General features: G+C 65.8%; 17 protein-coding genes. 10 read left to right on the top strand and 7 right to left on the bottom strand.

Going from position 1 to position 16,302, the window contains the following annotated elements:
• Positions 1-31 precede the first annotated feature (31 nt).
• The 5 genes from QHF83_RS34630 (at position 32) to QHF83_RS34610 (ending at position 4,382) form a co-directional block, all read left to right on the top strand.
• A complete protein-coding gene (locus tag QHF83_RS34630; RefSeq protein WP_282422302.1) occupies positions 32-400 on the top strand; it encodes a nuclear transport factor 2 family protein in 369 nt (122 codons plus the stop codon).
• Positions 401-534: 134 nt separating this feature from the next.
• On the top strand, positions 535-1,419 hold the full coding sequence (locus QHF83_RS34625; RefSeq protein ID WP_282422301.1) for an oxidoreductase: 885 nt from the start codon (positions 535-537) through the stop codon (positions 1,417-1,419).
• A gap of 4 nt (positions 1,420-1,423) precedes the next feature.
• On the top strand, positions 1,424-2,428 hold the full coding sequence (locus QHF83_RS34620) for an AraC family transcriptional regulator (RefSeq protein ID WP_282422300.1): 1,005 nt from the start codon (positions 1,424-1,426) through the stop codon (positions 2,426-2,428).
• A gap of 57 nt (positions 2,429-2,485) precedes the next feature.
• On the top strand, positions 2,486-3,415 hold the full coding sequence (locus tag QHF83_RS34615) for an SMI1/KNR4 family protein (RefSeq protein WP_282422299.1): 930 nt from the start codon (positions 2,486-2,488) through the stop codon (positions 3,413-3,415).
• A 67-nt stretch (positions 3,416-3,482) separates the two neighbouring features.
• Positions 3,483-4,382: a metallophosphoesterase gene (locus QHF83_RS34610; protein ID WP_282422298.1), complete on the top strand. Its 900-nt coding sequence runs from the start codon at positions 3,483-3,485 to the stop codon at positions 4,380-4,382.
• A 13-nt stretch (positions 4,383-4,395) separates the two neighbouring features.
• Here the strand turns inward: QHF83_RS34610 and QHF83_RS34605 are convergent, their stop codons facing one another.
• Entirely contained in the window at positions 4,396-5,244 is an 849-nt protein-coding gene (locus tag QHF83_RS34605) for an oxidoreductase (protein WP_282422297.1), read from the bottom strand.
• Positions 5,245-5,345: 101 nt separating this feature from the next.
• Here QHF83_RS34605 and QHF83_RS34600 point away from each other — a divergent pair, with 101 nt between their 5' ends.
• From QHF83_RS34600 to QHF83_RS34590, 3 genes are all read left to right on the top strand, one after another.
• Positions 5,346-6,290: a LysR family transcriptional regulator gene (locus tag QHF83_RS34600; protein WP_282422296.1), complete on the top strand. Its 945-nt coding sequence runs from the start codon at positions 5,346-5,348 to the stop codon at positions 6,288-6,290.
• A 90-nt stretch (positions 6,291-6,380) separates the two neighbouring features.
• Positions 6,381-6,815, top strand: a complete 435-nt coding sequence (locus tag QHF83_RS34595) for a hypothetical protein (protein ID WP_282422295.1) — start codon at positions 6,381-6,383, stop codon at positions 6,813-6,815.
• Positions 6,816-7,134: 319 nt separating this feature from the next.
• Positions 7,135-7,902 carry a hypothetical protein gene (locus QHF83_RS34590; protein ID WP_282422294.1) on the top strand — a complete coding sequence of 256 codons (768 nt, stop codon included), beginning with the start codon at positions 7,135-7,137 and terminating at the stop codon, positions 7,900-7,902.
• 124 nt (positions 7,903-8,026) lie between these two features.
• On the opposite strand, the gene QHF83_RS34585 is transcribed toward QHF83_RS34590, so the two are convergent.
• A complete protein-coding gene (locus tag QHF83_RS34585; protein WP_282422293.1) occupies positions 8,027-9,481 on the bottom strand; it encodes a thrombospondin type 3 repeat-containing protein in 1,455 nt (484 codons plus the stop codon).
• Between the two features lie 385 nt (positions 9,482-9,866).
• On the opposite strand from QHF83_RS34585, the gene QHF83_RS34580 reads away from it, so the two are divergent.
• Entirely contained in the window at positions 9,867-11,213 is a 1,347-nt protein-coding gene (locus QHF83_RS34580; RefSeq protein WP_282422292.1) for a hypothetical protein, read from the top strand.
• Positions 11,214-11,282: 69 nt separating this feature from the next.
• On the opposite strand, the gene QHF83_RS34575 is transcribed toward QHF83_RS34580, so the two are convergent.
• From QHF83_RS34575 to QHF83_RS34555, 5 genes are all read right to left on the bottom strand, one after another.
• Positions 11,283-12,260 carry an alpha/beta hydrolase family protein gene (locus QHF83_RS34575; protein ID WP_282422291.1) on the bottom strand — a complete coding sequence of 326 codons (978 nt, stop codon included), beginning with the start codon at positions 12,258-12,260 and terminating at the stop codon, positions 11,283-11,285.
• 19 nt (positions 12,261-12,279) lie between these two features.
• On the bottom strand, positions 12,280-13,167 hold the full coding sequence (locus QHF83_RS34570) for a UbiA family prenyltransferase (protein WP_282422290.1): 888 nt from the start codon (positions 13,165-13,167) through the stop codon (positions 12,280-12,282).
• A 114-nt stretch (positions 13,168-13,281) separates the two neighbouring features.
• Positions 13,282-13,584, bottom strand: a complete 303-nt coding sequence (locus tag QHF83_RS34565) for a S24/S26 family peptidase (RefSeq protein WP_282422289.1) — start codon at positions 13,582-13,584, stop codon at positions 13,282-13,284.
• 257 nt (positions 13,585-13,841) lie between these two features.
• The gene (locus tag QHF83_RS34560; protein ID WP_282422288.1) at positions 13,842-14,360 is read right to left on the bottom strand and encodes a GNAT family N-acetyltransferase; all 519 of its coding nucleotides are present in this window, start codon (positions 14,358-14,360) and stop codon (positions 13,842-13,844) included.
• An 83-nt stretch (positions 14,361-14,443) separates the two neighbouring features.
• On the bottom strand, positions 14,444-15,118 hold the full coding sequence (locus QHF83_RS34555) for a hypothetical protein (RefSeq protein WP_282422287.1): 675 nt from the start codon (positions 15,116-15,118) through the stop codon (positions 14,444-14,446).
• 181 nt (positions 15,119-15,299) lie between these two features.
• Here QHF83_RS34555 and QHF83_RS34550 point away from each other — a divergent pair, with 181 nt between their 5' ends.
• Positions 15,300-16,301, top strand: a complete 1,002-nt coding sequence (locus tag QHF83_RS34550; protein ID WP_282422286.1) for an amidohydrolase family protein — start codon at positions 15,300-15,302, stop codon at positions 16,299-16,301.
• The last annotated feature ends 1 nt before the right edge of the window (position 16,302 follow it).

Below are 16,302 nucleotides of genomic sequence, written 5' to 3'. Positions count from 1 at the left end.
GCGACGGACTTGCGCGAACAGCCCTGACACCATGGACGCAGCGCTCGTCGTACGATCGGTCTGGGAAGGCATGGAAGCGAGAAACTGGGGCGCCGTGCGGCGCCTCGTCGCCGACGATGTGGTCGTGACATGGCCGCAGACGCGGGAGCGGATCCGCGGCGGCGATGCGTTCGTCGAGGTGAACCGGACCTACCCCGGGGACTGGCACATCACCGTGGAAGAGGTGCTCGCCGAGGGCGAACGCGCCGCGGCGAGGGTGACCATCGTCCTCGGGGAGAACGTGTTCTACGCAAGCGGCTTCTATCGCGTGCGTCATGGCCGGATTGTCGAGGCAACCGAGATGTTCGGCGACCCGGGGGAGCCGCCATACGACCGCAGTCACCTCACCGAACGCTACTGATCACGGTCCCGAACGGGTGCGCCGACGTTGGCGCGATCGGATGAAACTTTGGCGCGATCCGATTGGCGCTTCGCTCGCGAGGGGCCAATGCTGTCCGGGTGAGCCGCGAGGTCGGCTCCGGAAAGGGCGATTGCATGTCCAAGGTTTGGCTCATCACGGGAAGCTCGCGGGGACTCGGCTGGGAGATCGCGAACGCTGCGCTCGCGGCAGGGCATCGCGTCGTCGCCACGGCGCGCAAACCCGAGCAGCTACGCGCGCTCGTCGAAGCGCATCCCGAGCACGCGCGCGCTGTCGCGCTCGACGTCTCCGATCCGGCCGCGGCGCGCGCTGCGGTGGAGGCCGCGGTGCGTGAATTCGGGCGCCTCGACGTCGTCGTCAACAATGCGGGGTATGCAAACGTGTCCTCGATCGAGGACGCGAGCGACGAGGACTTCCGCACCCAGTTCGAGACCAATTTCTTCGGCCTCGTGAACGTGACGCGCGCGGCGCTCCCGGTCCTGCGAAAGCAGCGCGACGGCCACTTCATCCAGATCTCCTCGATCGGAGGTCGCAAAGGCACCCCCGGCCTCTCCTCGTATCAATCGGCCAAATGGGCCGTCGAAGGCTTCTCCGAGGTGCTCCATACCGAGGTCCGATCGCTCGGCATTCGCGTGACGATCGTGGAGCCCGGGGGGTTTCGCACCGACTGGGGCGGCTCGTCGATGCGCATCGATCCGATCCAGCCCGACTACGAACAGACCGTCGGCGCGGTGCGTGCCCGCCTCCGTCAGGGCCAGGACGGAATGCGCGGCGATCCTGCCAAGGGCGCGCAGGCGATCGTGAAGGTGGCCGGGATGCCGGAGCCTCCGCTGCGCCTCTTGCTCGGAACCGACGCGATGTTCCTCGCGAAGATCACGGCCGCCGCGCAGGCGGCCGAGGACGCGAAGTGGGCATCGCTCAGCGCCTCGACCGACTTCGACGGGCTCGGCGACTTCGCCGACACGGAGGTGGCCAAGATGCTCCTCGCCATGCGACGATGAGGCAATGGCGGAGCTCGTTCCCATCCCCGGCGTGATGCTCGAGCGCCTCGCGGCGCTCGGCCTCGACGTCGACCGCATCCTCGCGAAGGTCGGCCTCTCACGCGCGCACCTCGCCCCTCCACGGGCTCGCCTCACGACGGCGGAGTTCTTCGCGTTGTGGGATGCGATCGAGGAGGCCAGCGGCGCGCGTGATCTCGGTCTCCGCCTCGGCGCCGGGGCGCTGCCGCACAAGTACGACATCGCGTCGATGGCCGCGCTCCACGCGGCGACCCTGGGCGAGGCGCTCGAAAAGCTCGGGAAGTACAAGCGTCTCGTCTGCCCGGAGGAGGTGACCGTCGAAATCGAAAAAGGGGAGGCGCGGGTCGGCTTCCATTGGTGGCTCGCGGAAGGCGAGCCGCCGCGGCTCCTCGTGGACGGCACCTTTGCCGCCGTCCTCGCCCTCGCGCGCCGCGGCACCCAGAAAAACATCACGCCGGTGCGCGTCGAGCTCGCGCGGCGCCGCATGGACGCGGCCCTCCTCGCGCGCCATTTCGATTGCGAGATTCACTTCGACGCGCCGGTCGATCGCCTGGTCTTGCCCGAGTCCGCCCTCGCCGAGCCCTTCGTGACGCACAACGCTGACCTGCTCGCGCTTCTCCTCCCCGGCCTCGACAGCGAGCTCGCCCAGGATGAGCGTCGCCGCTCGCTCGCCGACGACGTGCGCCTCGCGCTTTGCCGCCGGATGTGCGGCGAGCGCCCATCCGTCGACAAGGTCGCCAAGGACCTTCGAATGAGCCCGCGCACGCTCCAGCGCCGCCTCGGGGAGGCCGGGACGAGCTACCAGCGCCTCCTCGACGACGTTCGTTATCAATCGGCGCGCCGGCTGCTCGCGCGCACCGATCTCGAAGCCGGCGAGGTCGCCTTCCTCCTGGGATTCGAGGAGATCAATTCCTTCGCGCGCGCGTTCCAGGGGTGGGAGGGCATGACGCCCGCACGCTACCGCAGGCTCGCCGGCGCTCCGCAGCCTTGAGCCGCCTCTCGCGATCGGCTTGCGCGTGCGCGGGCAATTTTGGTACGCATCGACCCCATGAAACCGGAAGAGTCGCTGGCCGAGGCTTTCGAGCAGATCACGACATGGATGGCGAAGCATGGCGCGGAGCTCCTGGCCCAGAACCTCGCGCCGGGCGCGAGCGCGGAACAAGTGGCGGAGGCCGAGGCGGAGCTCGGGTTTTCACTGGGGGCTGAGCTTCGCGCCTTGTGGTCGCTCCACGACGGCCAACACGAGGAGATGAACGGGTTCGTCGAAGCCTTCGACCTCTACTCGATCGAACGAGCGCTCGGCGAACGCGATTCCGTCATGGTCGCGCTCGGGTTCCTGCGCGAGACGCCTCAGGCGATGCCTGAGTCGGGGCTCACGAATGCCGAGCTCCACTCGGATGCCTGGGTTCCCTTTGCCGGCCGCGACTCCGATGGCCTTGCCGTGAACACGGTGAGCGGACGCGTGTTCGAGATTCGCCACGATGATTCGCCTCCCCTTCACCTGCTCGCGGCTTCGCTCGTGGATTGGGCGACCCAGTACGCATCGCGCGTCGTCGCGGACGACTTCCGCGTGGAAGAGGGATTCGGCGACTATTATCTTCAGCTTCGCGACCGAGAGGCGGAGCGCAGAGAAGAAGAGCGAGCTCGCGCGGAGCGGGAAGAGCGGAAGCGCAAGAGCAAGATGTCCGCGAAAGAGCTCCTCGACGAGGCTGTCGCGCGAAACAGAGAAGACGCGGCGCAGGAGGTCCTGGAGCGAGCGGAGCAGACGTCGAAGGCTGCGTTCGCCGAGGCCGTCTCGTTGCTCTTTTCCGGGGGCGCGTCTCCCGCGTTCCTCGCGGGCACCTTGCGCCCGATGCTGAACCGGCTCACGTTGTCGGCGGCGCAGTGGCAGATCGTCGCAGAAGGCGGCGCTCGTATCGGCAACAACGCGGTCCGCGACATTGCCCTCACGCGGGCCCGGAGCTCCGCGCAGAAGTGAATGGGCGTGACGAAGACGGGGACACGGCAACGGCCATTGACAAGATGTGGGCACCTGCCCTACCAACATGAAGGTGGAGCACCTCAACATCGCCATCCTGGGCGACACTCACGGCCACCTCACGCTGGCATATCGCGTCTTGAAGCGCTGGCAAGAGGAGGAAGGGCAGCCCATCGATCTGATCTTGCAGGTTGGCGATTTTGGTGCCTTTCCCCCGCCCTATCGATTGGACAAGGCCACCAAGCGCTTCGCGGAGAGCGATCCGGACGAGCTCGGCTTCACCGCATACTTTCACGGAGAGCCCGAGGCCGAAGAAATCTTGGGACCCGGGGCGGCGGAGCATCGCAAGATCGACGCGGACATGATCTTCATCCGCGGCAATCACGAGGACTTTTCCTACCTCTGCGAGCTCGGGGGCACGGACCACGGCCCGGTGCCCGTGGATGCCTTCGAGAAAATCCATTACCTCAAGAGCGGTGTGCCGTTCACGTACGAGAAGGACGGTCATTCGTTGCGGATCGCCGGCCTGGGAGGGATCGCGGACGAGGGCGGCAACCCGGTCAAGAATGACGGCGGGGAGTGCTACACCAGGCAAGACATCAAGCGGCTCTTCGCCTTGACGGAGCGGCTCGACGTCTTCCTGTCGCATGAACCGCCGCTGGACGCGGCATCCCGCATACACCCCAAGTATGCGGGCGCCGGGTCCCCCGCGGTGCGAGACTTCATTTTGAACTTTCAGCCGGCGTATCACTTCTGCGGGCACTACCATGAAGAGGGACGGGAGATCTCCTTCTCCACGACCACCAGGAGCTACCACATGAACGCGGTGAGCTTCTGGCGCCCGCACCGATTGAACCCGGGGTGCATCGGCATCCTGCAGTGGCAAGGATCCCGCGCGCTCGGAATGTCGTTCCTGGACGCACCCTGGCTCAAGGAGTACACCAAGAGCACCTATCGATACCTCTGACGCCCGAGACGCCTCAGCTCGGGAAGTCGGTCGAGATCGCAACGCCGCGCCACGCATCGAGCTCCCTCGACACGAATGCATTCTTCGCCTCGATGGCCGCCACGGTGTCACTGCCGAGCGGCAGCCGCAGCGGGGGCTCTGCCGCGCGGGAGAGCTCGACCACGACCCGCGCGAGGCGTGCCGGATCGCCGGGCTGCTGGAGGCTCACCGATTTCGCGCGTTCGCGAACCTTGCCCGATGTCTCGGCGTAGTCGGCAATGCTCGCATCCGTATTGACCACCGACTGCGCCTCCAGGAACTCCGTTCGAAAGTACCCGGGCTCCAGGATCGTCACGGCGATGCCGAGAGGCGCGAGCTCGGCGTGCAGCGCCTCCGAGATCCCTTCCACGGCGAACTTGGTGGAGCAATAGACGCCGAAGCCGGGACCGGATCGGTAGCCGCCGACCGAGGACAGATTGAGGATGTGCCCCGATCGCTGCTTCCTGAGCACCGGAAGCACGGCGCGGGTGACCGTGAGGAGCCCGAAGACGTTCGTCTCGTAGAGGCGCCGCACATCCTCGCCGGAGGTCTCCTCGACCGCGCCGATCAGGCCGTAGCCCGCATTGTTCACGAGCACGTCGATCCTGCCGAAGCGCGCGAGCGCCGCCTCGACCGCGGCGGCGACCGAGCTCTCGCTCGTCACGTCGAGCGCGACGGGCAACAGGGCTTCGGACGCCCCGAAGCGCTCGACAAGGCGCTTCGGATCACGCGCGGTCGCGACGACGAAATCGCCCGCTGCGAGCGCGGCGCTCGTGATCTCCGCGCCGAGACCGCGCGACGCACCCGTGATGAACCAGACCCGCTTCGTTTCGTTCTTCGTCATGATGAGCTCCTTTCGACGAGGTTGAACATAGCCCCGTCCGACCGTGAAGAAAATCAGGCTAGTGGTGGATGGGTCATGAACTCCTGGTTTATAATCTTCCCATGGACGACACGTTCGACGGGCTCCCCGCGTTCCTCGCCGTGGCCCACCACAAGAGCTTCACGGCGGCCGCCGCCGACATGGGCGTATCGCCGACGGCGATGAGCCAGAAGATCAAGCTGCTCGAGCAGCGCCTCGGCGTCGTGCTCTTCCAGCGCACGACGCGGCGTGTGGCGCTGACCGAGGCGGGAGCGAACCTCTTTGCGCGCTTGAAGCCCGCGGTCGCGGAAGTCGAGGACGCCATCGCCGCGCTCGGCGACTTTCGCGGCCGTCCTTCGGGGCGGCTGCGCATCACCGCGCCGCGCACGAGCGGAGGCTTTTTGCTCCCGCCGCTCGTCACGCGCATGGGCGAGCTGTACCCGGAGCTCTCCCTGGAGATATCCCTCGACGACGCGCTCGTCGATATCGTAGAAGCCGGCTTCGATGCCGGCATCCGGCTCGGGGACGCCGTCGAAAAAGACATGGTGCGCGTGCCCATGACGAAGCGATCCGCGTGGTCGATCGTCGCCGCGCCGAGTTATCTCGCGCGTGCGGGACGGCCGCGCAAACCCGAGGATCTGCTCCGCCATCAGGGAATCCGCCAGCGCATGATCACGACCGGCGTGGTCTATCGGTGGGAATTCGAGCGGCAGGGTAAACCCATGACGGTCGACGTTCCCGGGAACGTCGTGGTCAACGACATCGGCCTCATGGTCGCGCTCGCCCTCGAAGGCGCCGGGCTCGCGTACGTGCCAGACGAATCGATCGCCGACGCCGTCGCCGAGGGCCGACTCGAACGCGTGCTCGAACCCTTCGTGACCCCCGGCCCGGGGCTTTGCCTCTACTTTCCAGCGCGCATGCAGGAGCAGCCCAAGCTCAAGGCCCTCGTCGAAATCGTGAAGGGCATGCGCGACGAACCCCGCTCGCACCCCAAAGGGAAAACCACGAGCGGCGCGGCGCCGAAGTAGTCGTCCCGACGCACCGCCTCATCGAGCCCGGTTTCGTCGCTGCTCTTCCCTTGCCGACACCCGCCTTCCCATGCGATGGAAAGGTTCGTCATGGCGGCGAGCAGCACCAGCAGGGGGAGGCTCGCGGAAGGCGAGGTCTTCCGGTCGAGCCAGTTCGTGGTTTTGCGAGAGGCTGGCGGGAAACTCGTGCGAATCCGCCGGACCGACATCCCGCTCGACGATCAGGGCACGGCGGACCTGCTCGCATTTTTCGACCGGTTCTTCCCACCGCTCATGCGCCCCCAATTCGTCCTTCTGCTCGACTCGCGGGAGGCGCCCATGGCGACCGATCGCGAGACGGAGCGGCGCGTGAACGAGGCCGGCACGCGACTGCTTTCGGGTTTCGTACGCTCGGCCATCCTCGTCGCAAGTGCCACGGGCAAGCTCCAGGCCGCGCGCATGACGCGCGAGAGAGGCAAGGCGTCCGTGTTCAGCGACGAGTCCGAGGCGCTCGCCTTCCTGCTCTCGGAGCTTGTTTTCGATTGACGCGCAGCGGGGTGGATGGCTCGGCGGTCCGCGCCTTACGAATCGTTTCAGTACAAACTTGTTCGTGATCTGGCATCTCGAGGGAACGGGGGATGGACGCGCGGAGTCAGGGCCGCACGTTCGCCACCCGCATCGATTCTTCCCGCCGCATCCACGGTGAGGGAGTATACTGGCCGTTATGATGACACGACGGCTCGGAGCTCAGCTCGCAGTAGGTTCGCTGGTGCTCGCATGCACGGGCCTCGTCGGCTGTGGTGCGCGTGTGGTGGAGGAACAAAATCCACCGGCAACGACCTCGGGCACCAGCACGGATGGGTGGATGACGCTCATCGACACGAAGTGGGAGCTCGGCGGAGGGACCGAGAGTTATTGGTGCGCAACCAAGACCTTCCACGAGGATCTCTACATCAATGCCTTCCGCCCCCTCGGCTCGACGGGGACGCATCACACGCTGCTCTTGTGGGCCTCGGGCAGTACCCCGGACAGCGAGAGCGTCTGCGGACCGACGCTCGACCAAAGTATGCTCTTCGCCTCGGGCATCGGCACGGACGACCTGGTCTTCCCCGAAGGGGTCGCGCTCAAGATTCCGGCGGGGACACAGCTCCTCTTGAACCTTCACCTCTTCAATACGACGACGGATCCGCTCCCCGGCATCTCGGGCACGCTCGTCAAGACCCTCGATCCCTCCGAGGTCGAGCAGGAGGCCGAAATGATCATGCCCGGCGCGCCCGGCATCTCCGTGCCCCCGAACAGCCCCGGCTCCGTGCAAGGCGATTGCATCTTCCCGGGCGACGCGACCCTCCTGAGCGTGTGGCCCCATATGCACAAATACGGCACGCATATGCGGGTGACACACCATACGAACGCCGGCGAGGTCACCCTCCACGATGCCCCCTTCAGCTTCACCGAGCAGAAGAACTACCCGATCACGCCAGTCCCGGTCCTGACGGGCGACCGTATCCACTACGAATGCTCGTACATGAACACGACATCGAAGACACTCGGCTTCGGCACGAGCTCCGACGACGAGATGTGCTTCCTCGGCCTTTATCGGTATCCGAAGCTCGCTTCCGCCTGCCAGTTTTGAGTCCGGGTGAAGCCGTGCGGGCGTCGCTCCGCCGATCGGCCTTTACGAGCATGGGCAACTCGACCGGCACTCTTGGCGGATCGTCGGAGCGACGCCGGGGCAATGTGCACGCAGCTCTTGATCTTCAGGGCTGATACGGCGGCTTGTCGAACGCTCCGCCGTAATAGAGCCCGATCTTCCGGTTCGACTCGGTCCCCGCGAGTCCGCAATTGCTGACCGTGCCGTAGACCTCGCCCGTCAAATCGGTATACACGCAGAAATTGTCGGCGACGTTGTGCAGGCGAATCGGGAAGTTCGCATCGAGGCCGCCCTGGTCGTAAGCCTCGAGCTTCCACCGCTGCTCGTCTGTGCCATCGCACGGGGCCGTGACGACCGTCCACGGACCGGCCAGAATGCCGGACTGGCTCAGGCACTCCCCATTCGAAAGGTTGCGGAACCCGAAGGCGTCGCCGTCGGGGAACATCTCCCATTGCTGCCGGGGATCCGTCGGCTCGCACGTGCTCGTGGACTCGACCTTGCCATCGCCGAGAATCATGCACCGATCCCCGACCTTGAATCGAATGACGACGAAGCCCGAGTGATCGTCGCAGACGTCTCCGATACCGTCGTGATCGACATCGGATTGATCGGTGTTCGCCTGTTCGGGGCAGTTGTCCGCGGTATCGGCTATGGCGTCACCGTCGGCGTCGGACGCCTGGCAGGAGCCCGCGATCGCGACCGGACAGATGTCGCCGTGGCAGCTCCAGTTCGGGAAGTCGTACGCGATCTTCGAGCCCGCGGGGGCGCATTCCTTCCCCTCCAGCGGATCGGCCGTGCATCCGGCATCGAAGCCGCCGCCGCTGCGCTTCTTGTCGCCGAGCACGATGCGCGACGTGACGGTGCCCGTGTAATCGCCGGAGACCGTCAAGGTCCCGCCCTCGTTGCCATTGCCGCTGAAGTCGGTGTCCTGGATCAGCGTGCCCGTGACGACGAGGTTGATCTTCCGCGGGACAGTCATTCCGCCCTCCTCGACATCGATGGTGACGGCGTGAGCGCAGGCGTCATAGGTGAACTTGCTGATCGCGCGCAAGCCGCTCAGGCTCACGTCCCAGGCGACTTTCCCGGAGTCGCACTGCTCGAGCCAGTCGCCCGTGCCCGACGGGTTCTCACAACCGTTCAGAAGGCATTTCGTTTCGTCCTGCCAGACCGCGAATGCGCGCACCAGCTCCTGATTCGACCACGGCAACACCGGCTCGCAGCTCGCGTCGCACTCATCACTCTCGACTTTGTAGTTGGCCTCGTCCGTGCCCTTCGACCACGCGATACGGATGACATTGAACCCGCACGCCGGCACCGCGATTTGACGACTCGCGTCGAGCCGGTTCTTGCAATTCCCCCCGTTCCACTCTGGCACCGTGCCGTCGGTGGTGAAACAGATCACGGACTCGTCGTCCAGGTTAATCACCTTGATGAGCGAGTTCACCGCGGGGAGGGTGGTGGCGCTGGGAGGGTCGAAGTGCGGCACGGGGGTTTCGAGGCCGGTGCCGCCGCAGCTCACGGCAGCAAACGCGAAAAATACTGGCGCATACCAAGGACGCATGGCCCCAGCATATCGCCGATCAGCGCCAGGCACTTTGGAAATCTGACAATTTGTAGAGTCCGTCCGTCTGCTGCGGTGCGTTATCCTGCAGACACCCTCTCGTTGCAGAGCTCCCTCGGCGCGGGCGCGCCTCATACAGGGATACGCGGCTCGAGCTGCTCCCGATCCGTCTTGGTCTCGAACCGCGTCGCGTCTCGCCCCCAACGAAAGAGCGCCGGTGTTGCAGCGCGCTCGGGGGCTTCGCTGCACGAATCGAGCACGCACGCGCAGTTCGCGCAAACTTGCGCAACCTGCCGAGTGCTGCCGATAATCAATGCCTGTCAAATGTACCCCCGAACTCTCCGGCATGCAATATGCTTGGGCCCGTCGCGCAAGGAGACAGAGGATGATGCAAAAGAATGTGCTGTGCATGCCCGTCGTGCTGGGATGGTTGGTTGTCACGGCGAGTGGATGCACGACGGAGGCGGCGCCGGTCCAGGACGACGAGGAGGTGCTGCGAGACGCCGCGGGGACGTCGGCGTCCAATATCGAGGCGCAGGTGGCCGGATTGGAGCGCGAGCCGATCGTCGATGATATTTACCATTACAGCTTCCTCGTGAAGGTGGGGGACACTGCCAATGCACGCATTCGGGTGCACCGCGTCGTGCGCGAGGACGCCCCCTGGCGGGCGCGCCCCGCCGCCCAAGCGATCTTGCTGCTGCACGGCGATTTCGCGACGTTCGACACGAACTTCGCGCCCTCGCTGACGAGCGACGCTGCGCAACCCGATCAGGATCTCGCTGTCTACTTGGCCCGACGCGGGATCGACGTATGGGGCCTCGATCGGCGATGGACCACGGCACCCAAGGATGGGGCCGATTTCTCCGATTTCGCCGACATGGGGGTCGTGCAAGCGGTCTTCGATACGGGACGCGCGCTGATCTTCGCGCGCTCGCTCCGCGGCCTGACCGGTGCGGGTCGAGATCGCTTGATCCTGGGCGGATTCAGCAGCGGCGCGCAGATCACCTACCTCTATGCCTCCGAGGAGACGCAGAGCCCCGAGGAGCATCGGCACATCAAGGGCATCGTCCCCATCGATATCTACGCGAAGGTGGCCTCCGAGGACGAGGTCAGCAGGCAAGTGGCCTGCGCCAGCGCCGTAGAGGAGCGAGATCTGGTCGCGCAGGGCGTGGTGGACAGCGACAACAGCGCTTTCTTCCAGCCCCTCGCCGAGCTCGCCGCCTCCGCCCCCGCGGACCCGTCTCCCTTCTACGACGGCTATTCGAATCGTGAGGTGCTGCTCGGCTTCGTGACGCAGACGTACCTGTTCTACGAGCCCAAGCCGAAATACCACCTCGTGGCCGGCGCCTTCACGGACGGCGCGCCGACCGGGGTGCGGTACGCGCCCGAGGCGCTGATCAACGATTGGCTCGCACATTCACCGCCGCACCAATCCCTCGTGGAGAGCGCCGACCGGAGCGCCCTTTGGTGCGGCGAGGCGCCCCTGCCGCTCGGTGACCACCTCGCCGATATCAGGGTCCCGCTCTTCTACCTCGGCGCCGCCGGCGGCTTCGGTGATCACGGCCTTTACACCACCGCGGTCGTCGGCTCCGCCGACGTCACCACGCATGTCGTCCGCCGCCTCCCGGTCGAAAACGAGCCAGAAGATTTCGGCCATGGCGATCTGCTCTACGCCGAGGACGCGCCTCAGCTCGCGTGGGAGCCGCTCGCGCAGTGGCTGCTCGCGCATTGAGCATTCGTCCCTGCACGGCCGAACGTGCCGACGAGGTGCTCGATGATGGCTGCCACGGAATGGCGCTCGTCATGCGACGGCGCTCGGCGCAAGCCGCGAGAATGCATCACACACGGCGCGGACGATGGCTTTGCGCTGGGTGAGCGATGCGCTGACATGTCCGCCGGGCACATGACGTACCTCGGCGCCTCGCCAATGCGCGGCGAGGCGCTCGGTGGAGCTCGGTGGGACGAAGCCGTCCTCACGCGCGGCAAGGAGAATGGCGCTGCGGAGGAAGGGTGGCGGAGGCAGCGTGGTGATGGATGCAGGCGCGAGGACGTCACAGAGACGCCTACGAATGGCGGGAGAAGCACCGACATCCGACCCCAGGGCTCTCCAGTCGGCCATATCGGAAAGTACACCCTCCTCGAAAATGGGGACCACGGCATGCGCGGCGGCGACGGGGATCACGGCAAGGGGCTCTTTCGCCAGTGCAGCCGTGTATGCGGCGAGGCTACCTCCCATGCTGAATCCCGAAATCCCGAGGCGGCCGTGGCCGCGCGCGCCGAGCCATCGCAGGAGGGCGAGGGACTCGACGGCGGCAGCACGAAACATGAGCAACAAATCGATGACCGTGCGCACCGCGACGCCCCGTTGCCCCGGCGGGCGACGCGCGCCGTAATAAGGGTTCTCGAGCAGCAGCGCCCCGATCCCGTGCCGCGCGAGGTCCTTCGCGAGCGAGCGGCGCCGGCCAAACCCTTCGTCTCCCGACGCGGAAAGCAAAAGGCACACGGCTGGGCGCGCGCCGGCGCCGGCAGGCAACACGAGCTGAAAGCGCGCCTCATGGCACGCGGGAGGCATGAGCTTTCCCGTCGCGGGGCTCTCGAAGCGCCCCTCCTGCACGAAAAGCGGACCCTCGCGACGCGCGGTCCCGAGCGTCAGGTCGTGGAGGTCGGCCGGGGTTCGAGGCGGCTCGAGGAGCTCGTCGAGCGCCGAAAGTGGCCCCCACCCATCGGAAAAATACCGCGGGGAGCGCGACAAGACGACCTGGGCAAAGAGAGCATCCAACCAATGGATCCGCATGGCTCTACGGCGCTGCGGAGGTGATGCGGCATATCACGAGGAGCAAGAGGCCCGCGAGCGCTGCGAGCCATTGAGCCTGATCGGTCACCATTCGCTTCTTCAGGTTCGAAGGCAGGAGCACGAAGACCAGACAGAGCGCAGCCACGGCGAGCCCGACGATCAGCCTTTGGGTTCCCGAGAGGTTCAGGAGCACGAGCGACGCCACGCCCACCGAGGGCCAGACGAAGAGGTGCGGCAGAATGGGCTCGATGCGCCGGACGTCGAGCACCGAGGCTGTGTTGCGGATGCCGGTCTCTCGGTCGACCTCGAAGTCGCGGATCTCGTTCCATAGGTCGCCCGCCATGGAGATGGTGCAGATGAAGACGGCGCCGAGCGCGGCCGAACGAGGGAGTTCGGGGGCGCGGGCGTATGCGACGGTCAGAAACTGGAGCGTGCCCAAAAAGAGGCCGTGGGAGACGAGATCGACGAAGGGCACGGCCTTGAGCCGGATTCTCCGGTACGAGTACAGGAACCCGAGAGCCACGTTCAATACCCCCAGGAGGACCACGCGCGCCCCGAAGGGCCAGAGGAGCGCGAGGCCGGCGAACGCGGAGAGCCAGCTCAGCGCGAGCGCCTGTCCATGCGTGAGCAGACGGGCGCAAATGGGGTTGCGTACGACTTTCTGCGAATCCTTGCTGTCATCCTCGGCGTCCTCGACGTCGTTGATGGCAAAGGCGAAGATCGTGAGCAGGAGATTGCCGGTGAAGAGCAGGACGATGTCGCCTGCCGACAGCCGAGGATTGAAGATCGTCCCGAGCGCGACGAGGGCAATGGTGTTGCCGTAAAATTCCTCGACGCGGCTCAAGCGAAGGGTGCCCAGGAATGGCCTGGTGCCTGTTGCGAGCTGGTTCATGAAGGAACGTCCCTGAAGCCGGGACGGGGAGTAAGCGGTCGAGCGTGCTCTTGTCAAGCCCAATCGTGGGCGCCCCACGCAAGCCACCCCCCACGATCCGCCCGCCGCTCCGCCTCAGGGCTCGACCTTCACGAGCCGCCCGAAAATGGCATTGTGGCCGACCCACCCATTGATGTGCCCGCAGTTGTTCCCGATCTGGAAACGCCCATCCTGGACGCTCTTGACGAAGTGGAGATACTCGGTACCACGCACCTTGCAGAGGACGATGTCGCCGGGGCGAATATCCCGTGGATCGACGGGCTCCACGGTGCAAAGCTGGCCGGACTCGATCCGCGGTGACATGGAGTTGCCCCGCGGACGAAAGGAAACGACCTGTCCGGCGCGAAGTTTGGTGATGTATCCAGTAGCCCAACCCATGGCTCGTATCCTCGGTTTGCGGAGGTGTTCTCAGCCTTCGGCCGTTCCCCCGGGGTCGTTCGGCATCGCCGCGATACGCCCTCTGGACCTGATCGTCATGGCGGACAAACAGGGTACGGCAATTGCGCTGAACGTATACCGGGATCCCCAAACACCCGTGTACGTGTTCCTGTCGGGGGAAGCCGTGCGAGCGCTGGCCGAGCAAGCGGTGCGTGCTCCACGCCAAACCGGCGAATGAGACCGCCTCGGACCCAGCATCAATCGCTGCCGAGACTTCGCTCGTAGATCACCGTGCTCTCCGGGTCCGCCGCCTGCAGCGCGGAACGGGTGAAGCCGAGCTTCTTCAGGAGACCGATCGAGGCGGCGTTCGCCGGTGCGACGAGCGCGATCACCCTGCGAAGCGCGAACACCTCGCTCGCGAGCCCGAGCACAGCCGATCCGGATTCGAATGCATACCCGCCGCCGCGGAACTCCGGCAGAAACGCGTAACCGATATCGACATCGGCATACTGCTCGCGCTTCAAGAGCCCTGACATGCCGATCAGCTCCCCCGTTTCCTTCACGGCGACGCCCCAAAGGCCGTACCCGTGCCGTTCGTAGCTTCCGATCGGCCCGTTGCGGATGTACGCCTCGGCGTCCTCGAGTGTCCGCACGCCGCGATCGCCGATGTACACGAGGAAGTCAGGGTCGTTGACCAGGCGGAAGATGAACGGCGCGTCTGCGAGCGTCAGTTTGCGGAGGGTGAGCCGTTCCGTCGTTGCAAGCGCGCCGTTCATGATGGCGCCCTTTATGAGCGTTTCATGGCATCAGGGCAAGAGAGAAGCACGGAGGCGTCCGCCACGGCGAACGTGGGCGGTGCTCAGTATTCGCACTCGTCCTCGAACGCGTCGGTCTGCACCGCGACCGAGAGGCTGTAACCGTAATGGGCCTCCTTTGGTCCATGGACGCGCAGATACAAGTCTTGATCCAGCGGCCCATTGTACGTGTCGAGGAAGATGCGGCCGATGTTGCTCTGCGCCGAGGCCACGAGCTGCAGAGTGCCGGCGCTGTAGACGTCGATCTGGATCGTGTTCTCGGGCCCCGCGGGCGGATCGTAGCCCCACGTATAGGTCTCGCCTTCCTCCTCGTACACGTACATCGGGCAATGCGAGGCGCCGGCGGCCTGCGCGCGAATCGAGAGCCACCCCGGCGTGTAGGGCAAATCCGACGTCGACACGAAGTACCAGTCCTGGTCCCTCTTGCAGATCGACGCAGACGCGCTCGTATAGGCGCCGCCGGTGTCCACCGACCACCAGTAATCCGGGTCCGCCGGCTCGAAGTAGACATAGCTATAGGCTAGGCCCGTGGCGCTCGACTGCTTGTTGTTCTTCTCGAACGGATCGGCCTGGTTGCAGACCCCGACCCCTCCCGCCACGAGCGCGTCGCTCCCCACGCCCTCGATGTCCTCCGGCGTTGGCGAGACCGAGCACGCCGCGGCGCTCGCAGCGATGATGACGCTCGAGCACGATAGTGCAAATTTCTTCTGCAATTGCATGTTCGTCTTCCTTCGGGTCCCCCATCCTCGAAGGACCCGGAAACACGGTAACGGAAATCTCCCCACTCGAAAACACGTGACGCGATCAAATCCTGCTCCGGTCCGACGTGGCGCTTTTTCACGCGGCGCTCCCGCCTTGCCCCTTGTGGTCCGGTCGAAAACCCCGCTACCGTCGAATCCCATGCACGCCCGCCGCGGCCCCTGCGCGCTCGCCCTGCTCCTCGTGACCGCGCTCTCCGCGTGCCGCAGTGAAAACCCGCCTCCACCCGCCGCCTCGACCACGCCGGCTCCGGACGACGGCACGATCCTCGACGCGCACATCCACCTGACCGATATGGAGGCCGTGCCCGCGCTCCTCGGCCTGCTCGATCGGAAAGGTGTCAAGCGCGCCGTGGTTCTGGCGACGCCGGATGCGACCGCCGGGCGCGGCGGCAAGGGGCTCGCGGGATATCAACGCGGCAACGAGGTGGTGCTCGCGGCCGCCGCGGCGCATCCGACGAGGCTCATCCCATTCGTGACGCTCGATCTCGCCCACGACGAGCCCCAAACCCTCGATGCCCTGCTCGCCCGCGGCGCGTGCGGCGTCAAGCTTTACGACGGGCATCACGCGTTCCACGAGCGGCCGCTCGATGATCCCGCGCACCGACCGCTCTTCGCGCGCATGGAAGAGCGCGACGTCCCCGTCCTCGTGCACGTGAATACGGTGCGTTTCCGCGGCGAACTCGAAGGCGTCCTGCGCGCCTTCCCGAAGTTACGCGCCGTTTGCCCGCACCTCTGCGGGAGCCGGACGGATCTCGACCGATTCGAGGCCATCCGCGACGCATTCCCGTCGCTGCTCTTCGACACGAGCCATGGCTCCAGCGACGCTGCCGCGCAGGGTTTTACCTATCTCGAAAAGGAGCACGACCGGCTCCGGAAGATCCTCGAAAAGACGCCCGAGCGCTTTCTTTTCGGCAGCGACCTCGTGACGGTACGCGCGGGACCGACCTGGCAGGACGAGTGGGACATGCAGGTGAGCGCGAACCTCGGCCTCCTGCGCGACGAGAGCTTCACCTTCTGGCGGCAAAACCCGCTGGGAGGTCTGTCACCGGCACCTTATCGAGGACAGGCGCTGCCCGCTGCATTGCTGCAAAAGCTCCTCGGCGAGAACGCGCGGCGGTGGCTTGGTAGCTGCGTGCGGTGAC

This window comes from Polyangium sp. 15x6 (assembly GCF_029960785.1).
In the GTDB taxonomy this organism is placed as follows: Bacteria; Myxococcota_A; Polyangia; order Polyangiales; family Polyangiaceae; genus Polyangium.
This window is presented reverse-complemented; position numbering and strand designations above follow the sequence as displayed.